The 19595-nt window shown below is 68.8% G+C and carries 23 protein-coding genes and 1 tRNA gene; 16 read left to right on the top strand and 8 right to left on the bottom strand.

What is annotated here, in order from left to right; translation table 11 throughout:
• Positions 1-31 precede the first annotated feature (31 nt).
• The 6 genes from ACLJRM_RS41575 (at position 32) to ACLJRM_RS41600 (ending at position 4096) form a co-directional block, all read left to right on the top strand.
• A complete protein-coding gene (locus ACLJRM_RS41575) occupies positions 32-607 on the top strand; it encodes an NADPH-dependent FMN reductase (RefSeq protein WP_101611159.1) in 576 nt (191 codons plus the stop codon).
• 139 nt (positions 608-746) lie between these two features.
• A complete protein-coding gene (locus ACLJRM_RS41580; RefSeq protein WP_076156049.1) occupies positions 747-1169 on the top strand; it encodes an organic hydroperoxide resistance protein in 423 nt (140 codons plus the stop codon).
• Positions 1170-1226: 57 nt separating this feature from the next.
• Complete coding sequence (locus ACLJRM_RS41585) at positions 1227-1703, top strand: Dps family protein (RefSeq protein WP_101611158.1); 477 nt, start codon at positions 1227-1229, stop codon at positions 1701-1703.
• A 135-nt stretch (positions 1704-1838) separates the two neighbouring features.
• Positions 1839-3212: a glutamate decarboxylase gene (locus ACLJRM_RS41590; RefSeq protein ID WP_410666168.1), complete on the top strand. Its 1374-nt coding sequence runs from the start codon at positions 1839-1841 to the stop codon at positions 3210-3212.
• Positions 3213-3274: 62 nt separating this feature from the next.
• Positions 3275-3901 carry a TIGR03085 family metal-binding protein gene (locus ACLJRM_RS41595; protein WP_410666169.1) on the top strand — a complete coding sequence of 209 codons (627 nt, stop codon included), beginning with the start codon at positions 3275-3277 and terminating at the stop codon, positions 3899-3901.
• A 9-nt stretch (positions 3902-3910) separates the two neighbouring features.
• Complete coding sequence (locus ACLJRM_RS41600) at positions 3911-4096, top strand: 2-hydroxymuconate tautomerase (RefSeq protein WP_410666170.1); 186 nt, start codon at positions 3911-3913, stop codon at positions 4094-4096.
• 15 nt (positions 4097-4111) lie between these two features.
• Here the strand turns inward: ACLJRM_RS41600 and ACLJRM_RS41605 are convergent, their stop codons facing one another.
• Positions 4112-5956 (bottom strand): prolyl oligopeptidase family serine peptidase, encoded by a 1845-nt coding sequence (locus ACLJRM_RS41605; protein ID WP_410666171.1) that lies wholly within the window; start codon positions 5954-5956, stop codon positions 4112-4114.
• 39 nt (positions 5957-5995) lie between these two features.
• On the opposite strand from ACLJRM_RS41605, the gene ACLJRM_RS41610 reads away from it, so the two are divergent.
• On the top strand, positions 5996-6688 hold the full coding sequence (locus tag ACLJRM_RS41610) for a methyltransferase domain-containing protein (RefSeq protein ID WP_101611155.1): 693 nt from the start codon (positions 5996-5998) through the stop codon (positions 6686-6688).
• Between the two features lie 519 nt (positions 6689-7207).
• Here ACLJRM_RS41610 and ACLJRM_RS41615 read toward each other — a convergent pair.
• The 3 genes from ACLJRM_RS41615 to ACLJRM_RS41625 all read right to left on the bottom strand — a co-directional run bounded on the left by ACLJRM_RS41615 (position 7208) and on the right by ACLJRM_RS41625 (position 10696).
• Positions 7208-7281, bottom strand: a tRNA-Pro gene (locus tag ACLJRM_RS41615).
• A 28-nt stretch (positions 7282-7309) separates the two neighbouring features.
• On the bottom strand, positions 7310-8290 hold the full coding sequence (locus ACLJRM_RS41620; protein WP_233222920.1) for a metallophosphoesterase: 981 nt from the start codon (positions 8288-8290) through the stop codon (positions 7310-7312).
• Between the two features lie 231 nt (positions 8291-8521).
• Complete coding sequence (locus ACLJRM_RS41625) at positions 8522-10696, bottom strand: transglycosylase domain-containing protein (RefSeq protein ID WP_101611153.1); 2175 nt, start codon at positions 10694-10696, stop codon at positions 8522-8524.
• Between the two features lie 349 nt (positions 10697-11045).
• Between ACLJRM_RS41625 and ACLJRM_RS41630 the strand changes: the two genes are divergently transcribed.
• Positions 11046-11363, top strand: a complete 318-nt coding sequence (locus tag ACLJRM_RS41630) for a WhiB family transcriptional regulator (RefSeq protein ID WP_020632155.1) — start codon at positions 11046-11048, stop codon at positions 11361-11363.
• A gap of 63 nt (positions 11364-11426) precedes the next feature.
• Here ACLJRM_RS41630 and ACLJRM_RS41635 read toward each other — a convergent pair whose 3' ends face one another.
• From ACLJRM_RS41635 to ACLJRM_RS41650, 4 genes are all read right to left on the bottom strand, one after another.
• Positions 11427-12557: an ArsA family ATPase gene (locus ACLJRM_RS41635; RefSeq protein WP_101611152.1), complete on the bottom strand. Its 1131-nt coding sequence runs from the start codon at positions 12555-12557 to the stop codon at positions 11427-11429.
• The gene (locus ACLJRM_RS41640) at positions 12557-13561 is read right to left on the bottom strand and encodes an ArsA-related P-loop ATPase (protein ID WP_101611151.1); all 1005 of its coding nucleotides are present in this window, start codon (positions 13559-13561) and stop codon (positions 12557-12559) included. Before ACLJRM_RS41640 ends, ACLJRM_RS41635 begins: the two co-directional genes overlap by 1 nt.
• Positions 13562-13583: 22 nt before the next feature.
• Positions 13584-13832, bottom strand: coding sequence for a hypothetical protein (locus ACLJRM_RS41645; protein ID WP_410666172.1), 249 nt, complete (start codon positions 13830-13832; stop codon positions 13584-13586).
• A 93-nt stretch (positions 13833-13925) separates the two neighbouring features.
• Positions 13926-14870 carry an esterase/lipase family protein gene (locus ACLJRM_RS41650; protein WP_101611149.1) on the bottom strand — a complete coding sequence of 315 codons (945 nt, stop codon included), beginning with the start codon at positions 14868-14870 and terminating at the stop codon, positions 13926-13928.
• Positions 14871-14999: 129 nt separating this feature from the next.
• On the opposite strand from ACLJRM_RS41650, the gene ACLJRM_RS41655 reads away from it, so the two are divergent.
• The 8 genes from ACLJRM_RS41655 to ACLJRM_RS41690 form a co-directional block, all read left to right on the top strand.
• Positions 15000-15161: a DUF4177 domain-containing protein gene (locus tag ACLJRM_RS41655; RefSeq protein ID WP_005166970.1), complete on the top strand. Its 162-nt coding sequence runs from the start codon at positions 15000-15002 to the stop codon at positions 15159-15161.
• 12 nt (positions 15162-15173) lie between these two features.
• A complete protein-coding gene (locus ACLJRM_RS41660) occupies positions 15174-15629 on the top strand; it encodes a RidA family protein (protein WP_101611148.1) in 456 nt (151 codons plus the stop codon).
• The gene (locus tag ACLJRM_RS41665; protein WP_101613579.1) at positions 15629-16258 is read left to right on the top strand and encodes a hypothetical protein; all 630 of its coding nucleotides are present in this window, start codon (positions 15629-15631) and stop codon (positions 16256-16258) included. The genes ACLJRM_RS41660 and ACLJRM_RS41665 overlap by 1 nt, the downstream gene beginning before the upstream one ends.
• Before the next feature lie 38 nt (positions 16259-16296).
• Positions 16297-17439, top strand: coding sequence for a hypothetical protein (locus ACLJRM_RS41670; RefSeq protein WP_410666173.1), 1143 nt, complete (start codon positions 16297-16299; stop codon positions 17437-17439).
• Between the two features lie 90 nt (positions 17440-17529).
• Complete coding sequence (locus tag ACLJRM_RS41675) at positions 17530-18342, top strand: NUDIX hydrolase (RefSeq protein ID WP_101613578.1); 813 nt, start codon at positions 17530-17532, stop codon at positions 18340-18342.
• Entirely contained in the window at positions 18339-19109 is a 771-nt protein-coding gene (locus tag ACLJRM_RS41680; RefSeq protein ID WP_101611146.1) for an MBL fold metallo-hydrolase, read from the top strand. The genes ACLJRM_RS41675 and ACLJRM_RS41680 overlap by 4 nt, the downstream gene beginning before the upstream one ends.
• Positions 19106-19357 (top strand): glutaredoxin family protein, encoded by a 252-nt coding sequence (locus tag ACLJRM_RS41685; RefSeq protein ID WP_101611145.1) that lies wholly within the window; start codon positions 19106-19108, stop codon positions 19355-19357. Before ACLJRM_RS41680 ends, ACLJRM_RS41685 begins: the two co-directional genes overlap by 4 nt.
• Positions 19358-19469: 112 nt before the next feature.
• On the top strand, positions 19470-19595 hold a 126-nt coding region (locus tag ACLJRM_RS41690), incomplete at its 3' end, for an SNF2 helicase-associated domain-containing protein (protein WP_410666174.1).

The raw sequence follows: 19595 nt of genomic DNA on the forward strand, positions 1-19595 counted from the left end.
CCACTTAAGTAGAGGGGTTAGCCTCGAAAGCGTGACTTCGACGAACGCGGTTCATGTCCTCGGCATCGGCGGCTCTCTGCGGGAGGGCTCGCAATCCGAGCGCGCGCTGCGCATCGCTCTGGGCGGCGCGGCCGAAGCCGGGGTCACCACCGAGCTCATCTCGGGGCCGGAGCTGGTTTTGCCGTTCTACGACACCGCGTTGGAAGAGCGGCACGAACAGGCCGTGCGACTGGTCGAGGCGATCCGCCGCGCCGACGGGATCATCGTGGTCTCGCCCGGCTATCACGGCGCGTTGTCCGGCCTGGTCAAGAACGCCCTGGACTACGTCGAAGACCTGCGCGAAGACGCCCGCCCGTACCTCGACGGCCGCGCGGTCGGCCTCGCCGCCGTCGCGTACGGCTGGCAGGCCGCGGTCACCACGCTGGAGCAGCTGCGCACGATCACGCACGCGCTGCGCGGCTGGGCCACCCCTTTGGGTGGTTCGATCAACACCGCGGAGACCAAGTTCGACGAAGGCGGGGGCGCCTCCGACGACAAGTCCGTCCGCACCCTCCGCCTGATCGGCACCCAGGTCGCCGAGTTCGCGCTGAGTCGCGCCGGTCACTGATTCGTTTGCTTCGGTCTTCTTCCGGGTAATTCCCGGAAGTGATGCCTGCCATGGGGTGGCAAGGTTTCGCGGTTGCGGGACGTTGGCACCACAGAGACGCTCAACGGGGCGTGTCTTGAGACCAGGAGGTAGGCGAAGAATGGCTGAGGCTCTGTACACCGCTGTGGCCACCGCTCGCGGCGACGGCCGCAACGGTGAGGTCACGTCCTCTGACGGCGTCATCGACGAATCGCTGGCGATCCCGAAGGAGATGGGCGGACCCGGTGGTGACAAGACCAACCCCGAGCAGCTCTTCGCCGCCGGCTACTCCGCCTGCTTCCACTCCGCGCTGCAGCTCGTCGCGCGCCAGGCGAAGGTGAAACTGGACGGCTCGACCGTCACCGCCGAGGTCAGCGTGCTCAAGCAGGGCGAGGGCTTCGGCCTGGGCGTCGCACTCAACGTTTCTCTTCCCGGCCTGGAGCAGGCGCAGGCCGATCAGCTCGTCGAGCAGGCGCACCAGGTGTGCCCCTACTCGAACGCGACCCGCGGGAACATCGAGGTCGCGCTGTCCGCGTCGGTCTGATCCCGGACGCGGCAGGTCCACTCCCGAACCGGCTATTTTCTGAAAGGAACACCGAAGATGGGCAAGTCTCCGATCAAGAGTCCGCTGAGCGAAGCCGACAAGGAGATCACCGGTAACGCCTTGCAGGCCACGCTGGTCGATCTGGTGGATCTGTCGCTGATCGCGAAGCAGGCCCACTGGAACGTCGTCGGCTCGAACTTCCGCAGCGCGCACCTGCAGCTCGACGAGCTGGTCGCCACCGCGCGCCAGTACGTCGACGACGTCGCCGAGCGCGCCAACGCCATCGGCGTCTCGCCGAACGGCCAGGCGAAGGCCGTCGTGGAGAGCTCCGGCCTCCCGTCGTATCCCGACAACTGGCAGTCCGTCGAGTCCACGGTCGCCGCGATCGTCGACATCCTCGCGGCGCTGATCGAGCGGCTGCGCAAGCGCATCGACGAGACCGACAAGAGCGACCTGGTGACCCAGGACCTCCTGATCGCGATCACCCAGGAGCTCGAGAAGGCGCACTGGATGTGGCAGGCGCAGCAGGCCTGACCCTCCCTGTCACGCCCGCGCGGCGTGAAATGAAGGGGACTTTCATTGCGAAATTTGCAATGAAAGTCCCCTTCATTGCATTGGCCGGGGGTGAGTCCGCGTGCCGGTTCCACGCCGCCGGGCTACGTTCGGTCCATGGTGCTGCACAAGGGGAAAGCGACCGACCCGGACCGCGAGGGCGGGACCAACCCGCTGTACGCCGGCGCGTACCCCGCGCTCGCCGCGAGCATCCGCCTCCCGCACGACAGCCTCGCCGAAGATCCGCTGCCGCCCGACACCGCGCTCCAGCTGGTGCGCGACGAGCTGATGCTCGACGGCAACGCCCGGCTCAACCTCGCCACGTTCGTCACCACGTGGATGGAGCCGCAGGCCCGCGAGCTGATGGCCGAATGCGTCGACAAGAACATGATCGACAAGGACGAGTACCCGCAGACGGCGGAGCTCGAGCGGCGTTGCGTGAACATCCTCGCAGACCTGTGGCACGCGCCCGATCAGAACGCGATCATGGGCTGCTCCACGACCGGTTCCTCGGAAGCCTGCATGCTCGCCGGGATGGCGCTGAAGCGCCGCTGGTCGAAGCTCGGGCGCACCGGCAAGCCGAACCTGGTGATGGGCGCGAACGTCCAGATCTGCTGGGAGAAGTTCTGCGAGTACTGGGAGGTCGAGCCGCGGCTGGTGCCGATGGAAGGCGACCGCTTCCACCTCACCGCCGACGAGGCGATCGCCCGGTGCGACGAGAACACCATCGGCGTCATCGCGATCCTCGGGTCCACTTTCGACGGCAGTTACGAGCCCGTCGCGGAGATCGTGGCCGCGCTCGACGGGCTCCAGGAACGTTCCGGCTGGGACATTCCGGTGCACGTCGACGGCGCTTCGGGCGCGATGATCGCGCCGTTCCTCGATCCGGAGCTGGTCTGGGACTTCCGGTTGCCGAGGGTGGCGTCGATCAACACCTCCGGGCACAAGTACGGGCTGGTCTACCCCGGCGTCGGCTGGGTGGTGTGGCGGGACAAGGCGGCGTTGCCGGAAGAGCTCGTCTTCAACGTCAACTACCTCGGTGGCGACATGCCGACTTTCGCGCTGAACTTCTCGCGCCCCGGCGCCGAGGTGGCCGCGCAGTACTACACGTTCGTCCGGCTCGGACGCGAAGGTTTCCGTGCTGTGCAACAGGCTTCGCGTGACGTGGCGACCCAGCTGGCCGACGGGATCGCCGGACTGGGGCCCTTCGAGCTGCTCACCCGCGGCGATCAGTTGCCCGTGTTCGCCTTCACGACGAAGGCGGACGTCGAGGGCTTCGACGTCTTCGACGTGTCACGGCGCCTTCGCGAGCGTGGCTGGCTTGTCCCGGCGTACACGTTCCCGGAGAACAGGACCGATCTCGCGGTGCTGAGGATCGTGGTGCGCAACGGTTTCACCCACGACCTCGCGGATCTGCTGCTCGCCGACCTCCGGCGCCTGCTGCCCGAGCTCGACCACGGTCCGCGACGGCGGACGGCGTTCCATCACTGAGCCGGGTGCCCTGCGTCACGCCGGATTTCCCCGGGCCCTACCGGCGCGTAACGTCGGGGGGTATGGGAGTCGCCGGAGACGAACGTCAAGCGTTGAGCGAGCTTTTCGAAGAGGTCGGCCCGGACGCGCCGACCCTGTGCACGGGCTGGAAGACGCGGGATCTCGCGGCGCATCTGCTGGTGCGTGAGCGCAGGCCGGACGCGATGCCCGGGATCCTGGTGCCCGCGCTGGCGTCGTACACGCAGCGGGTGCAGGACTCCTACGCCGCGCGCCCGTGGGCCGACGTCGTGGGCAAGGTCCGGTCCGGCCCCGCCTGGTACTGGCCGACGTCGATCGGCGCCGTCGACGAGCTGACGAACAGCGCGGAATTCCTGATCCACCACGAGGACGTCCGTCGCGGGCAGCCCGGCTGGGAGCCCCGTCCCGCAGACCCCGCGCGGGACGCGGCGGCGTGGAAGTCGGCGAAGCAGGCGTCGAAGCTGAACCTGCGGAAATCCCCGGTCGGCGTGATCCTGAAGACCCCCGAAGGCCGCGAAGCACGGGTCAAGGAAGGCCCCGACACCGTGACCGTGGTCGGTGCGCCGATCGAGCTGCTGCTGTTCGTCTTCGGCCGCGACGCCGCCCGGATCACCTTCGAAGGTGACGCCTACGCGGTGGACAGGCTCCGGAAGCACGACCGCGGGCTCTAGAGTTCGGCCATGCCGATGAGCAGTGTTTCGATGTTCCCCGGCCGGACGGCCGAACAGAAGCAGGCCCTCGTGCGCGAGGTGACCGACGCCTTCGTCCGCACCTGCGGTGGCAAGGCCGAAGGTGTCTGGGTGACCATCAACGAGATTCCCGCCGAACACTGGGCGTCCGGCGGGACTCTCTTCTCCGAGCGCTGACCCCGCTCGCCGGGGTCAGCGAAGCCCGACGGCCCTCAGCGCGAAGAACACCTCGATCGCCGTCTGCTTGATCGTCTCGGCGATCACCAGCGACCCGTGGCCCGCGTCGAAACGGTAGAACTCGAACGAGATCTCCCGCTTCTCGAGCCTGTCGAGGTAGTTCTCGACCTGCCGGATCGGGCAGCGCGGGTCGTTGTCCCCGGCGAGCACCAGCACCGGCGCCGTCACGGCCTCGACGTAGGTGATCGGCGAGCATTCCCGGTACACCGCGGGCACCGTCTCCGGCGAACCGCCGAACAGCGCCCTGTCGAACGAGCGAAGCTGCTCCATCTCGTCCTCGTACGCGGCGACGTAGTCCGCGACGGGAACCCCGGCGATCCCCGCGGCCCAGCGCGCGGGCTGGGTGCCGAGCGCCAGCAGGCTCAGGTAGCCACCCCACGAAGCGCCGTTCACCACGCACTTACCCGGATCCGCGAGTCCACTTTGGACCGCCCAGTCGTACACGGCGGCGACGTCTTCGAGTTCGGTCAGGCCGGGACGTCCTTCGATCGCGTCGCGCCAGGCGGAACCGTAGCCCGTCGAGCCGCGGTAATTGACCTCGACGACGGCGAATCCGGCGTCGAGCCAGACGGCGCGGTAGGCGGAGAACCGGTCTTCGTCGGCCGAATGCGGCCCGCCGTGCAGGGAGAAGACCGTCGGGAGCGGGCCTTCGGGCGCGTCGGCGGGACGGGACACGAGCGCGTGGATCTGCCCGCCGATCCCGTCGACGAACGCGTCGGTGACCGGCGCTGACTCCGGAGCCCGCTCGCCCGGCGGTTCGAGGAGGACCGAGTCGGTGCCGTCCGCGGTCCTGGCGCGGACGGCGGTCGGCCGCGCGGCACTGGACCACGAATACTCGACGGTGCCGTCGGGCCGCACCCCGGCGCCGCCGATCCGGCCCGGCGGGGTGTCCAAAGAGGACAATCCGCCGCTCGCGAGGTCGTAGCGGTGCAGGGAACTGCGGCCCTGGTGGAAGTGGACGACGAGGAGCGCGTGCGCGTCCGGGTACCAGCCCGCGATCACTTCGCCCGGCAGATCGAGCTCGATCTCCAGCTCGGTGTCCGCGGCGGTGTCCCAGATCAGCAGTTCTTCGCGACCGCGCCGCTCGTGCAGCACCAGCAACCGCTGGTCGCCCGCGACCGGCGAGAACTCGAGCGCGCCGAGGCCCTTGCCTTCGCCGTCCCATTTGTCGGCAACCGTGGTGAAGCCGTCGGTCGACAGGACGCGCAGCGCGGGGTGGCGCGAATCACCGTGCTCGGAATGCGAGATCACGAGCCGCGACTCGTCGCGGGAGAGCGAGGAGATCCCGGCGTCGTCGTCATGACGGTAGAAGCTGGTGGTCTCGCCGTCGATATGGGCGAAGAGTTCGCTGCCGTCGTCGGTCGAAACGCCGACCGCGATCACGCGGGTGCCGATCTCGAGCCCGGCGGGGTAGCCGTCGTGGACGTCCGGCACCGCGCGCTCGGCGGCGGCTCCCGGTGCGAACGGTTCGCGGACCCAGGAACCGAATTCGTCGCCGTCGGTGTCGTTGAACCACCAGATCCAGCGGCCGTCGGGGGACGGGGTCGCGTGCATGGTGCCGGCGGGGCGGTCGGTGACGCGGCGGTGCTCGCCGGTCGACCGGTCCCAGGAGTAGACCTCCCAGACGCCGCTGGCGTTGGAGACGTAGATGTTCGCGTCCGGGGCGTCGATGGCCCACTCGGGGACCGAGATGCGCGGTGCGTGGAAGCGGGCCCGCCACCTGGCCTCGGCTTCGGCGTCGTCGAACAGGCGGTCCGGGACCGCCGCGGACGGATATTTGTTGCCTGGCTGCGTGCTCACCCCTCGATCCTGCCACCCCGGAGCCGTACTGTGTGCGGGGTGCTGGAGGGAAACACGCCGCGCGCCGCGGTGTCCGCGCGGTCAGCGCGCCAAGCGGTCGAACGGGCCGTGTTCGCGCAACCGCTGTTCGGGCCGGGGATGGGGGTCGTCGACGTCGGCTGCGGCCCGGGTTCGATCACCCTCGGTATCGGCGACGGGCACAGAAAGTCCACAGTGGACTTTCTGTGGGCTGACGCTCGCGCGCTGCCGTTCGCCGAGGCTTCGGTCGACGTGGTCTTCGCGCATGCGGTCTTCGAGTACCTGAGGGAACCGGGTGCCGCCCTGGCAGAGCTGCGGCGGGTGCTCAAACCCGGCGGTGCCCTCGCACTGTCCACATCGGACTGGAGTCGGGCGCGGCTCCGGCCGAAGACGGCGAACGTCGACGCCGCCCTCCGCGGGCACTACCTGCTGTGCCGTCGCGCCGGTGGCGATCCGTTCGCCGGACGCTCGATTCCCGCCGCGGTCGCGGCCGCCGGTTTCACCGACGTGCGAACGAAAATCCGCTACCGCGCGGACGCGACGTACCGGGCGCTGGCGACGTCGGTGGAGGCGCGCCTGGTGACGGCACTGGAAACCGCGACCACCCCGGACCGCGACCAACTCGCCTCGGCCGCCCGCTCGGCGTGGTCATGGGCGCGCTCCGGCGACGGCGATTTCGCCCAATGCTGGACGGAACTCCTCGCCACCCGCTGACGCCCTCTCTCGCTCTGCTCTCCGGCGTCCCCAATGCCGCATTGGGGACACTCAGCGACTCAAATGCGACATTGGGAACCCCTGCGGCCGGTTGTCCACACCCGCCCGCCGTTGTGGACAACCGACCCCGCCACCCCCGCTTTCGCCCGGTCCCGACGCCCCTCGCCGATACGCTGGGTCCGGGGTCGCCCCCCAGGGAGCGGCGGGGGCTGCCCGCGCGAGTTCGGCGGGGAGGGGTGCATGCCCTGAAGGCCACCTTTGTGACGCTCAACGCCCCCAAGGTGGCCTTCAAGACATGCGGAAGTCGTGGTGTCCGGGGTTGCCCGCGTTTAGTCCTCTGGATGCGTTGGGAGCTGAAGGGGACCATGCCCGCATGCCACGCGGGGAAAGCGCCCTTCGCCGCATGCGACGTGGGGAAGGGGCCCTTCAGCCCACGCCGACACGACCCGGCACGACCCGGGCGCAACGCAAGAAGGCCCCGTTCGCGTGTTCTGCGAGCGGGACCTTCTTGATCTAGCGTCGGGGTGGCGGGATTCGAACCCACGACCTCCTCGACCCGAACGAGGCACGCTACCAAGCTGCGCCACACCCCGGATACTTCTTAGCGGGTCGTGGAGAAGTTTAGCGGACGGTGTTTCGCGCTTTGCGGGGGGCTGCTTTCCGGTGATCGCCGCTGGTCGTACCCCGTGGGACGAGGGTCAGCAGGCTGGCCTCGGGAGGGCACGCGAAGCGCGCGGGGGCGTACGGCGAGGTGCCCAGTCCGGCGGAGACGTGGAGCCACATCTGGGCGCCCCAGCGGGACGCGCCGCGGGCGCGGGTGCGGTCGAGTTCGCAGTTGGTGACGAGCGCGCCGTAGCCGGGGACGCGGAGTTGCCCGCCGTGCGTGTGGCCCGCGAGGACGAGGTCGTAGCCGTCGCCGGCGAACTCGTCGAGGACGCGCGGTTCCGGGGAGTGCGTGACACCGATGCGGACGGCGGCGCCGCGGTCGGCCGGGCCCGCGATGTCGGCGTACCGGTCGCGCCGGAGGTGGGCGTCGTCGACGCCGGCGGTGAACACGTACTGGTCGGCGACCTCGATGGTGCGGCGGACGTGCGTGAGGTCGTCCCAGCCGTGTTCGACGAAGGCCGCGCGGAGGTCGCGCCAGGGCAGGTGCTCGCCGTGGATCCGCTTCTTCTTGCCCTTCGGCATGAGGTAGCGCGCCGGGTTCTTCGGTTTCGGCGCGTAGTAGTCGTTGCTGCCGAAAATGAACACGCCGGGCCGCTCGAGCAGGGGGCCGAGTGCGCGCAGCACCGACGGGACGGCCTGCTGATGTGACAGGTTGTCACCGGTGTTGACGACGAGATCCGGTTCGAGCTCGTCGAGCGCGGCTACCCAGCGTTGCTTGCTCACATGCCCGGGCAGCATGTGCAGGTCCGAGATGTGGAGGATCGTGAAGGGCTTCGCCCCTGCGGCGAGGACCGGGAGCTCCGCGGTGCGAAGCGTCCACCGGCGCCTTTCGATGCCGACCGCGTAACCGAGGGTCGCGGCTCCCAGGGCGACGGTTCCCACGGCCAAGCGCCGTACCGTCGCCCTCGAGGTGTTGCTGTTACTGAGCGTGCTCACGATGTCCAGTTTACGTGCTCATCGGTGGTGATCGTCCGCCCCCATTCCGGCGATCCCGAAGAATCGCTGGAATGGCCTCTTTTCTTCACTTTCCGTGGTCGGCGCGGGGTGTGATGATCAGCCGACATGGTCTTGTCGACAGCTGTTCCCCGTTAGGCCGCCAGCTGCTCACTCAAAGTTAGATTCATGTGACTCATCGTGATTTGCGCTGGTGAACGCGGCCGTGGAGGATCAGCGTCCGCCGCCCATGTACTTCGGGTCCGGCGCCGGCAGCGGCAGCGCTTCCTGGCCTTCGAGGATCTTCGACATCGCCCCGAACCAGGTCTGTGCCGGCGTCTTGCCGCCCCACATGTTTTCGCAGCCGCGAGCGGACACGTTGCCCGGGCCGAGGTAGCAGAGGCCGCCACTTCCACCCTTCGGGCGGAACACCATCGCCGCGCCCGCGAGCTGCGGGGTAGCCCCCATGTACGAGCCCGCACCGTTGCTCTGTGTGGTCCCGGTCTTGCCGATCACCGGCCGGTTCCACTTGGCGCCGCTCGCCGCGCCGGTCGACGTCCCGCCCTGGCTGTCCTTGCTCATGCCGACCGCGAGGGTGTTGGCGAGGCCTTCGGGGACCACCTGCTCGCAAGCGGCTTCCTTGACCGGAACCGGCTTCCCCTCCCGGTCGGTGATGCCTGAGAGGGGGGTCGGCGGGCACCAGACGCCGCCGCTCATGATCGTGGCGGCGACGTTCGCCAGTTCCAGACCGGACAGTGGGCTCACGCCGAGGGTGAACGCACCTGATCCGTTCCAGCCCGGCTTCGGTCCGTACGCCTGGAGCTGATTGACGTTGACGCCGTCGTCCTTGGAGTTCGGGTCGACGGTGCCGCCGCCCCGGTTGCTGGCCATGGTGTCGCGCATGCCGAGCTTGCGCGCCATCTCCACGACCGGTCCGGTGCTCCCGAGCCGGTCCTCCAGCGCCACGAACGCCGTGTTCGGCGAGGTCGCCAGCGCCTGCTGCATCGACATCGTCCCACCGGCAGGGTTGTAGTCGCCCGCGTTGCCGACGCAGTACCAGTTACCACCCGGCCCGGCAGGGGGCCGGGGAGCCACGGGGCACTTCTTCGGGCCACCGGCGAACACGTTGGAGACGTAGAGATCGGGTACCGGGAGCGAGGTGTTGATCCCGGCCACGCCGGCTTCCAGTGCCGCGGCGGCGGTGAAGACCTTGTACGCGGAACCAGCGCCAGCGGTGTTGTAGACGCCGGAAGGCAACGCGAAGGTCGTCTGGCCCTGGTCTTCGTGCAGCCCGTAGTCACGGTTCGCCGCCAGCGCCACGACTTCGTGCCGGTTCTTGCCCGGCTTCACCAGTGACAGTGTGTTCGCGACGTTGTCCTGCGTCTTCTTGACCTGTGCCTCGGCCGACATCTTGGCTTCGTGGTTCGCCCGTTCGTCCAAAGTGGTCTTGATCTGGTAGCCGCCGGTGTAGAGGTCGTCCTTCGTCATGCCGTTCTTGAGGAGATAGTCCTCGACGTACTGGCAGAAGAAACCGTTTTCCGTTCCGGCGCCGGTGCAGTTCGACGCGGGCTTCTGCGGACCGCCCTCGACGACGCCGAGCGGTTCGCCCTTGAATCGGTCCGCGTCCACCTTCGCGAGCTTGTGGTTGTCGACCATGCGGTCCAGCACCAGGTTGCGGCGCTCGGTCGCCTTCGCCGGGGCCTTCCACGGGTCGTTGACGATCGGGTTGTTCACCAGACCGGCCAGCAGCGCGGCCTGCGGCACCGTCAGCTTCTCGACGGGGGTGTTGAAATACGCCTGCGCGGCCGCGCCGACGCCGAAGATCTCGCGCGAGAACTCGACGACGTTGAGGTAGCCGGTCAAGATCTGCATCTTGTTCAGCTTGGTTTCCAGCTGGATCGCGATCCGGGCTTCTTTCAGCTTCCGGGCGACCGACTGTTCCTGTGCGCGCTTCTGGCCCGGCTTGTCGTCCCGGTAGACGACGTTGATCAGGTAGTTCTTGACGTACTGCTGGGTCAGCGTCGACGCGCCCTGCGTGTCCCCGCCGGTGCTGTTGCTGACCGCGGCGCGCAGCGTGCCCTTCCAGTCCACCCCGTTGTGCTCGTAGAAGCGCTTGTCCTCGACCGAGATCAGCGCCCACTTCATGGCGTCGTTGATCTGCGTCTCGGCGGTGGGGATGCGGAACTGCTTGTACAGCGTCGCGATCTGCTTGCCGGTGTTGTCGGTGATCGTGGTCACCAGGGGCGGCGGAATGTCCGCAAGGTCCGAAGATGTCTTGTCGACGGTCTCGCTCGCCTGGTTGGAGATCACGCCCGCGGCGCCCGCCACCGGGAACAACATTCCCGCGACCAGCACCCCCGCGAGCACACACAGGCCAATGAGCTTCAGCAGACCGTCCGTTTTGCGCACGCGGACCAGGGTACGCGGATCCCGTTAGCCCACCGTGACGTCACCTCGCTGTCGGTGCGGATTCGGTCACGAAATCGACCCCATGTGGTGACGTCCGGTAACGGGAGGCATTCTAGGGCTTGGCGGAGGGAACCGAGGGCCCTTACAGTCCGTCAACGTCTCACGTATGAAAAAGCCGACAGACGGGTGAGTGCGAGCGGCAGTCGCATTCGACCGAACGGAGGCACCGGCACCGGGGAGGTGCCGGCTCAACCGACGTGAGCACAAGGGAGACACGCTCATGGGGGCAGGAGCGCAGGCTTTTCGTCCCCCCGTGGTGTGTCGAACACCAGGGTAGGGAGCTGGGGGTATGGAAACCAACCAGTCGAGCTGGCGAGTCAATGCGTCGTGCCGCGACACCGATCCGGACGGTTTGTTCGTCCGGGGTGCGGAACAGAACCGGGCCAAGGCGGTCTGCCTCGGTTGCCCGGTCAGGACGGAATGCCTCGCGGAAGCGCTCGATGGCCGGATCAACTTCGGTATCTGGGGAGGTATGACCGAACGGGAACGGCGGGCGCTGCTGCGACGGCGGCCGGACGTGACCAGCTGGGCGGATCTGCTCGAAGCGGCGAAGCGCAGTTTCACCGGGATCGACGAAGAGGAAGACGTACGCGTCCGAGTCTCGTGATCAGGAATCCGTGGAGGACCCCTTCCCTGAGTCCAAGGTAGGGAAGGAGTCCTCCACGGACTTTCAGGACTGGGTACCCAACCTGGTTCCGATGTCGCGCAGGCCTTCGAGATCGTGCACGTCACTGGGGAGCGCGGGCACCCGCACCAGCGGGACCTCGGGATGAGCCCGCGTGAACCTGGCGAGCAGCCGCGTCTCTCGTTCGGCCAGCGCGACCCGGTCCGCGTGCAGGCGGAGGACGGCTTCGGCCAGCGGTGCGCCGGCCTCGCCCTTCGCCAGCTGCTCGGCGGCCGCGATGGCCTCCGCGCCGGTCAGCGCCGCGAGCACCGGATGCGTCCGGTTCGCGACCAGCCCGGCCAGCGGCATGCTCTCTTCCGAAAGCCGCTCCACGAAGTAGGACGCCTCGCGCAGTGCGTCCGGCTCCGGCGCGGCGACCACGAGGAACGACGTCCCGCCGGACCGCAACAACTCGGAGGTCTTGCGCGCGCGTTCGCGGAAGCCGCCGAACATGCTGTCGAAGGCCTGCATGAACGCCGAAGCGTCGGTCAGCAGCTGGCCGCCGATGATCGTCGAGACGGCCTTCGCGAACATCGAGAACCCGGCGTTGACGACCTTGCGCAGTCCCCAGCCGCCCGCTTTGGCCGGACCGGTGAGCAGCCGGATCATCCGGCCGTCGAGCGCGCTGGAAAGCCGCGTCGGCGCGTCGAGGAAGTCCAGCGCGGACCGGCTCGGCGGGGTGTCGACGATGATCAGGTCCCACTCGTCGGTGGCCGCGAGCTGCCCCAGCTTCTCCATCGCCATGTACTCCTGCGTTCCGGAGAACGACGTGGAAATGGTCTGGTAGAAGGGGTTCTGCAACAGCTGCTCGGAGCGTTCCGGGCCGGCGTGCACCCGCACCATGTCGTCGAAGGTGCGGCGCATGTCGAGCATCATCGCCCAGAGTTCGCCCTTGGGCTCGAAGCCTTCGACGTGCACCTGCTTCGGGTGATTGCCCAGTTCGCGCAGGCCGAGCGCCTGTGCCAGCCGCCGCGCCGGGTCGATGGTGAGCACCACCGTCTGCCGTCCGCGTTCGGCCGCGCGCAGCGCCAGCGCCGCCGCGGTGGTCGTCTTGCCGACCCCGCCGGACCCGCAGCAGACGATGACCCGGCTCTCCGGATCGTCGATCAGCTTGTCGATCTCCAGGATGTCCGACATCAGCGCACTCCCTGCTCGGTCAGCGCTTCGGCGAGGTCGTAGAGCGCCGCGACGTCGACCCCGTCGGTCAGGTCCGGCAGTTCGAGGCCGGGAAGGTCCGCTTCGGACAGTTGCTCGCGGGCGCGTTGTTCGGCCGCGACCCGGACGGCGTGCTCGACGGTCTCCTCGACCAGCGCGTCGAGAGTGCTGTCGGGCAGGTTCAGCCCGGCCGACGCGAGCCCGGCGCGGACGCGCGAGGCGTCGACGCGGCCGTCCGCGGCGGCCGTCACCGATCGCGCGGGCAGCCTCGGCGGGCGGACCCGGTTGACCAGCACCGCGCCGGGGCGCAGATCCGCGCCGTCGAGTTCGGCGACCGCTTCGACGGTCTCCCGCACCGGCATCTCTTCCAGCAGCGTCACCAGATGGATGGCGGTCTCGCCGGAGTGCAGCAGCCGGACGACGCCGTCGGCCTGGCCGCGGATCGGGCCGGTCTTGGCGAGATCGGTCAGCGCCTTGGTGACGTCGAGGAACTTCACGACCCGGCCGGTGGGCGGCGAGTCGACGACGACGGCGTCGTAGGTGTGGCGGCCGTCCGATTCGGTCCGGCCGACGCATTCCTTGATCTTGCCGGTCAGCAGGACGTCGCGAAGCCCCGGCGCGAGCGTCGTGGCGAACTCGATCGCGCCCATCCGCCGCAGCGTCCGCCCCGCGAAGCCGAGGTTGTAGAACATTTCGAAGTATTCGAGGAGCGCGGCCTCGACGTCGATGTGCAGTGCGCGCAGCTCACCGCCGCCGGGCACGGCCGCGATGCGCTGCTCGGCGTACGGCAGCGGCTCGGTGTCGAAGAGCTGGGCGATGCCCTGGCGGCCTTCGACCTCGATCAGCAGCACGCGGCGCCCGCCCTTGGCGAGCGCGAGGCCCAGCGAGGCGGCGAGCGTGGTCTTGCCCGTCCCGCCCTTGCCGGTGACGAAATGCAGCCTGGCTCTCGCGAGTTCGTCGGTCCAGCCGGCAAGGGATGTGCTCACCGGTCCCACCCTAATTGAGGGTTCAGCTCGCCAGCAGCATGACGCCGAGCGCAGCGGCGACCACCGCGACGATGACCCAGGTCAGGACGCCGGGCAGCACCGTGAGCATCACCACACCGAGCAGCAGGAGGACCACGAAGGCCACCGCGCCGGTGATCGCGACCGTCCCCGAGCTGTCCGTGCGGTCCCGTGCCTTCGCCATCAGGACGAGCACCAGCGGCAGCCCGGCCGCGGCGAGCAGGACGGTCGCGACCACACGCCAGGTCTCCACCCCGGTCAGCCTAGTGGGGGCTGAAGGACGCCATGCCCGCATGCGATGAGGTGAAAGCTCCCTTCACCTCATCGCATGCGGGCAAAGGCCCCTTCAGCTCCCGATGGGGGTCGCGGGCACACACGGGACGGGCTTCGCGTGCGCCGGGTCGAGGGCGTTGAGGACGTGCCCGGCCGCGTTGCGGTCGGCGGCGACCCCGGCGTGCTCCGCCAGGTCCAGCAGGCAGCCGTCCTGCAGGACGATGTTCTTCACGTTCGGGCCCTTGCCCATGCCGCTCGTGTACGGGACGACGGCCTCGTCGTAGCGGGTCATGATGTTCGTGTACGTCACGCCCGGCTGGAAGACGCCGTTCCCGGAGCGCAGGTTCGTGAGGAACTCCGAACCGCGGAGGAACTGGCGGCACGAGCCGCAGGCCGGGTCGAGGATGCCGTTGATCCCGGGTGCGAGCCCCAGCGCGCCCGCGAGCGCGTAGAGATGCGAGGCGCCGAACAGGGTCGTGCCGTCCCACAGCGGGGTCAGGCTGACGTACTTGTCCACTTTGGACGCTCCGCCGAGGAACTTCACGTAATAGGAAGGCATCAGCGTGCCCTCGGAGTGCCCGAGGATGTCCACCTTGGACGCTCCGGTCGCACCGAGGACCTTGTCGACGAACGCCGACAGTTCCTTCGCGCTCTGTTCCATCGGCAGGAGCCCGCCGGGCTGGTAGATCGGCAGCGGCTTGCCGGGGATCCCGTAGGTCAGGGAGAAGACGCAGTACCCGTTGTTCTTGAGCAGCGGGCCGAACGTCTGCCAGTTCACCGTCTGGTTGGCGCCGAGACCGTGCGTCAGCACCACGGGGTTCGGGTGGGCGGTACTCGGACTGCAGTCGAAATCATTCGACCCGGGTGGCGGGCCGCCGGGATTCGCCGCCTGCGCGGGCAGGGCCGCGGCGAGGGTCCACGGAACGGGAAGTTTCTGGGCGGCGTTCGCCGGTGCGGCGCAGATCAGGGCAAGGGCCGCGGCCGCGCAGGCGGCGGCAAGGGACTTCGTCGTCCGCATGTCAACGTCCTATCTACTGACGAGTAGGTGTGAAGTGAACCACATCGGCGGGAAATCGGCGAACCGGTCGCGAGAGGGTTTTCCGCATGTGTGTCGGGCGCTCTTGCCGGTTTGGCTACGCTCCCCGACATGAGCGCCACCAAGTGGGAGTACGCGACCGTCCCCCTGTTGATCCACGCCACCAAGCAGATCCTCGACCAGTGGGGCGAGGACGGCTGGGAGCTCGTCACCGTGCTCCCGAACCCGACCGGCGAGCAGCACGTCGCCTACCTCAAACGAGCCAAGAACTGAGGGATTGAAGCCATGACCTGGAGCGATCGACTCGCCGAGCTCGGTATCGAACTTCCCGGCGTCGCCGCCCCGCTGGCGGCCTACGTGCCCGCCGTCCGCACCGGTTCGCACGTCTACACGTCGGGGCAGCTGCCCTTCGTCAAGGGTGAGCTCGAAGCGACCGGCAAGGTCGGCGCCGAGGTCAGCCCCGAAGAGGCGAAGCAGTACGCGCGGACTTCGATCCTCAACGCGCTCGCCGCGGTCGACTCGATCGCCGGCGTCGACAACATCGTGCGCGTGGTCAAGGTCGTCGGGTTCGTGGCGTCCGCGGAGGGCTTCACCGGTCAGCCCGCGGTGATCAACGGGGCGTCCGAGCTGCTCGGCGAGATCTTCGGCGACGCGGGCATCCACGCCCGCTCGGCCGTCGGGGTCGCCGAGCTGCCGATCGGGGCGCCGGTCGAGATCGAACTGATCGTGGAGGTGAAGTGATGGACCCGGACATCGAAAAGTCCTCGCACGAGCTTCTGCTCCGGCTGGCCGGACGGCTGCCGGATCAGCTCTTGTGGCGGTTCCGCGACTGGCTGGGCGAAGGCGCGATGGGGACGCTCGCGCGGACGCTCCCCAGGTCTTTGCTTAAGCACAGGATCGATCTGGACCAAACCGAGTATCGCCTGCTAGTCGCCGGGCTCATTCCTCACGGGGCGGACTGGCATCAGGTGAGTTCCACCCTGGGGGTAGACGACGTCACCGAGACCAGGTACACATTCACGCAGAGTGCGCCCGAATGGGTGAACTCCGTCGACTCTGTGTCCGTATTGATCCACGCAACGTTGCGGGGGCGGCCGGATGTGGGTGAGGTGCGGCAAAGCTGGCGACACCTTGGTGTGGTCGGCGAGGGTGGGGCGAAACGAGTCCTCCTGGTCACGGCGCTCAACGGGCTGCCGAGGCTGACGGGCGAACTGCAGCGCGTCCTGCGCGTGCTGGGGGACGAGGAGCCCGGCGTCGAGGTCCTCCCGCCGAGCATCGATCTCACCGGCTATCACCGCACCGCGCTCGCCAGCTCCGAACTGGTCTGTGTGGGCGCGGTGGACACCGGAAGTCGGCTGGTCGCCGCTTAACGCTCGCACCACCAGGCGAGCCGGGAGGGAGCAGAGCAATGGTGGAGGTCCACGACGGCCCGCCCATGGACGGGTTCTCGGTGCCCCTGCGCCTGCACAACCTGTTACTGGCCCTGGCGGGTCGTATCGACGACAGTGCTTTGACCGAAGCGCGTGAGCTGATCGCGCGTGCGCACATCGACGAAGCGGTGGAGCTCACCACCGGCACCCTGATCGCGGGGAAGATCCCGGTGAGCTCGTCCGAACAACGTGAACTCGCGCTCGTCCTCGAGATGAGCCGGTCCGACGCCACACTGGCGAACGACCTGCTCGTCGAGGAGGACGAGTCGGTGCTCACCCACCGGTTCACCGGTGAGAACACGCCCGAATTCGGTCTCGCCGAGGCGCTCGACCGCACCCTTCAGGTGCTGCCGGACGTCCGGTCGGTGCACGCGGTGTGGCGGAACACGCCCGCCGGCAGCGTGCCCGGCGCGTTGCCGCAGCGGGTGGTCCTGGTCGAGATCGGCCCGGAGGGCAACCCGCCCGCGGTCGCGTTCCGCGTGGACACCGCGCTTCGCCGCGCGGGGATCCGTTCGGTCGTCGAGGTCGCGGGACCCGGTGTCGCCCGGTCCGCCTACCACCAGGCCGCTTCGTCGGCCGCGAGTCCTGTCTGGGTCACCGGGAGTACCCATTCCAGTGACTTTCGGTCCGAGCCGGTGACCCCACCGGCCGCTCCGGCCCCGGCTCCCGAGCCGGCCAAGGAGCAGCCGAGCAGGCACGGGCTGCGCCCGGTGGGCAGCGGTGGTCACGAACCGGCCGAGCCGATCGCACCGGTGGTGCCGATCGTGCAGCAGGTGCCCGCGCCGGTTTCGCCGCCGCCTCCACCGGAGCCGGCGCCGCCGCGCAAGTCGCGGGCGGAGACCCGCGCCGAGCGCACGGCGGACCTGACCCCGGCCGAAGTCGCGCAGCTGCGGCAGGCGCTCAAGGAGGACCCCGAAAAGGGCCGTGAGATCGCCTCGGGCAAGCCGAGCATGCACGAGGTCGTCGAGCTGCCCGCTCTCGACCTCGACGACCCCAGCCTGAGCGAGCGCGATCGTGCGCTCCTTCGCGAGCTGCACGCCGAGCTCGCCGAACGGGAGCGCGCCGAAGCGGCGAAGATCCGGCTGAACGGGGCTTCGCGCAGCAGCGGCTGGTCCTCTTAAAGAGTTCCACGCGTTTCGTCCTCTGGACGCGGTGGTTGCACGCGCAACTATCGCAACCAGAGGACGAAACGCGATGTTATGTTGCGGGATGTGGCTGAAGAACTGACATTCGACATCCCGGTGGGGGCCGGGGTGGGCACCCGCGCCAACGCCGACGGCGAGCCGGTGACGCCCAAGGACGCGGCGACCGTGATCCTCCTCCGTGACGGCGCGCAAGGCGTCGAGGTCTTCCTGCAGCACCGCGTGAAGGGCATGCCGTTCGCGGGCGGGATGACCGTTTTCCCCGGCGGTGGCGTGGATTCCCGTGATGTCGACGCTTCGGTGAGCTGGGCGGGCCCGGAGCCCGCTTGGTGGGCGGAGCGCTTCGGCTGCGAAGAATCGCTCGCCCGCGCCCTGGTGTGCGCGGCCGTGCGGGAGACGTTCGAGGAGTCGGGCGTGCTGCTCGCGAGCATCGGGGACGTGGTCGTCGCCGACGCGACGCCGTATCACGACGCTCGCGAAAAACTGGTCTCCCGCGAACTCTCGCTCGCCGCGTTCCTCGAGGCGAACGGCCTGACGCTGCGCGCGGATCTCCTGCGCCCGTGGGCGAACTGGGTCACTCCGCCCCAAGAACCTCGCCGCTACGACACCTGCTTCTTCGTCGCCGTGCTTCCCGAGGGTCAGCAGGCCGACAGCGCCACCTCCGAGGCCGTCGGCTCCGGCTGGCAGCGGCCGGAGGAAGCCATCGCCGACGCCAAGGAAGGGCGCCGCATGCTCATGCCCCCGACCTGGATCACCCTCGCGGAACTGGGCGCTTTCGACTCCGCGGCCGCCGCGCAGGCGGTCGAGCGCGAGATCAAGAAGATCATGCCGACGCTGGTGCGCGACGGCGACAAGGTCCGCGTCGTGCTGGACCCGGCGTGAGCGCCCCCGCGTACGGCGTGCTGCGCCGGGTCACGCCGATAGCTTCCGTGCTGCTGGAGCACAATCCGTCGTCGATGACGTTGGAGGGCACCAATTCCTGGGTGCTCCGCGGTCCCGGCGCGACCGGTTCCGTGGTCGTCGACCCCGGCCACGAGGACGTCGAACACCTGACGCTGCTGGCGGAAACCGGCGACGTCGAGCTGATCATCCTGACCCACCACCATCCCGACCACGCCGAGGGCGCACCCTGGTTCGCCGAACGCGTCGGCGCACCGGTGCGGGCGTTCGACGAATCGCTCTGCGTCGGCGGAAAGTCCCTTGTGGACGGTGAAGTGGTCGAGGCGGCCGGGCTGGAGCTCTCGGTGCTGCACACGCCCGGGCACACCGGCGACTCGATCTGCCTGGTGTCCGACGGGCAGATCCTGACCGGTGACACCATCCTCGGCCGCGGCACCACCGTGCTGCACGACCTCGGTGACTACCTGCGCTCGCTGCGGAAACTCATCGAGCTGCCCGGCGGCACCACCGGCCTGCCGGGGCACGGCCCCGAACTGCCCGACCTGGCCGCCACGGCGCGCGAATACCTGGCGCACCGGGAAGAACGGCTGGACCAGGTGCGTTCGGCACTGAAGATCCTCGGCGCGGAAGCCACTCCGCGCCAGGTGGTCGAGGTCGTCTACGCCGACGTCGACAAGGCTTTGTGGGCGCCCGCCGAGTGGAGTGTGCGGGCGCAGTTGGACTACCTGAGGTCGGAGGACGGCGAATGAGTGACGTCGAGGTCGAGTTCTACTGGCGCCCCGGATGCGGGTTCTGCGCCGCGCTGGAGCGGCCGCTCTCGAAGAGCGGTTTCAAGGTGAAGCGGGTCAACATCTGGGAGGACCCGGAGGCGGCCGCGCGCGTGCGCTCGGTGGCGGACGGGAACGAGGTCGTGCCGACGGTGTTCGTGGGCTCGACGGCGATGGTGAACCCCTCGTTCGGCGAAATCGAGGCCGCGGTGAAGGCCGCTTCCGCCTGATCTGTTTCGCGCTCGCGAGAGTGCTGTGAAAGGCCCGTTACTGGCAAAATTTGCCAGTAACGGGCCTTTCATAGCATTTGGGGGTGCCGCTTCCGCATCGGTCGGGTTGGTCGTGAGTGGCGATTCGGGTTCTAACCACCTCGGCGGCGCACCGCTCACCGCGGCCGAGATGGACGCACTGGCCGAGGCCCACCGGCCCGTCGTGCGGTTGCGCGACCAGTGGGTCCTCGTCGATCCG

The sequence above is a fragment of the Amycolatopsis sp. lyj-84 genome (assembly GCF_046549075.1).
In the GTDB taxonomy this organism is placed as follows: domain Bacteria; phylum Actinomycetota; class Actinomycetes; order Mycobacteriales; family Pseudonocardiaceae; genus Amycolatopsis.

What these genes read in the sequence shown, in the direction of transcription:
- ACLJRM_RS41600 (WP_410666170.1), top strand. Translation starts at nt 3,911, where the DNA reads ATGCCGATGAGCAGTGTTTCGATGTTCCCCGGCCGGACGGCCGAACAG.
- ACLJRM_RS41655 (WP_005166970.1), top strand. Translation starts at nt 15,000, where the DNA reads ATGAGCGCCACCAAGTGGGAGTACGCGACCGTCCCCCTGTTGATCCAC.
- ACLJRM_RS41630 (WP_020632155.1), top strand. Translation starts at nt 11,046, where the DNA reads ATGGAAACCAACCAGTCGAGCTGGCGAGTCAATGCGTCGTGCCGCGAC.
- ACLJRM_RS41650 (WP_101611149.1), bottom strand. Translation starts at nt 14,870, where the DNA reads ATGCGGACGACGAAGTCCCTTGCCGCCGCCTGCGCGGCCGCGGCCCTT.
- ACLJRM_RS41585 (WP_101611158.1), top strand. Translation starts at nt 1,227, where the DNA reads ATGGGCAAGTCTCCGATCAAGAGTCCGCTGAGCGAAGCCGACAAGGAG.
- ACLJRM_RS41665 (WP_101613579.1), top strand. Translation starts at nt 15,629, where the DNA reads ATGGACCCGGACATCGAAAAGTCCTCGCACGAGCTTCTGCTCCGGCTG.
- ACLJRM_RS41670 (WP_410666173.1), top strand. Translation starts at nt 16,297, where the DNA reads ATGGTGGAGGTCCACGACGGCCCGCCCATGGACGGGTTCTCGGTGCCC.
- ACLJRM_RS41635 (WP_101611152.1), bottom strand. Translation starts at nt 12,557, where the DNA reads ATGTCGGACATCCTGGAGATCGACAAGCTGATCGACGATCCGGAGAGC.
- ACLJRM_RS41595 (WP_410666169.1), top strand. Translation starts at nt 3,275, where the DNA reads ATGGGAGTCGCCGGAGACGAACGTCAAGCGTTGAGCGAGCTTTTCGAA.
- ACLJRM_RS41580 (WP_076156049.1), top strand. Translation starts at nt 747, where the DNA reads ATGGCTGAGGCTCTGTACACCGCTGTGGCCACCGCTCGCGGCGACGGC.
- ACLJRM_RS41590 (WP_410666168.1), top strand. Translation starts at nt 1,839, where the DNA reads ATGGTGCTGCACAAGGGGAAAGCGACCGACCCGGACCGCGAGGGCGGG.
- ACLJRM_RS41685 (WP_101611145.1), top strand. Translation starts at nt 19,106, where the DNA reads ATGAGTGACGTCGAGGTCGAGTTCTACTGGCGCCCCGGATGCGGGTTC.
- ACLJRM_RS41660 (WP_101611148.1), top strand. Translation starts at nt 15,174, where the DNA reads ATGACCTGGAGCGATCGACTCGCCGAGCTCGGTATCGAACTTCCCGGC.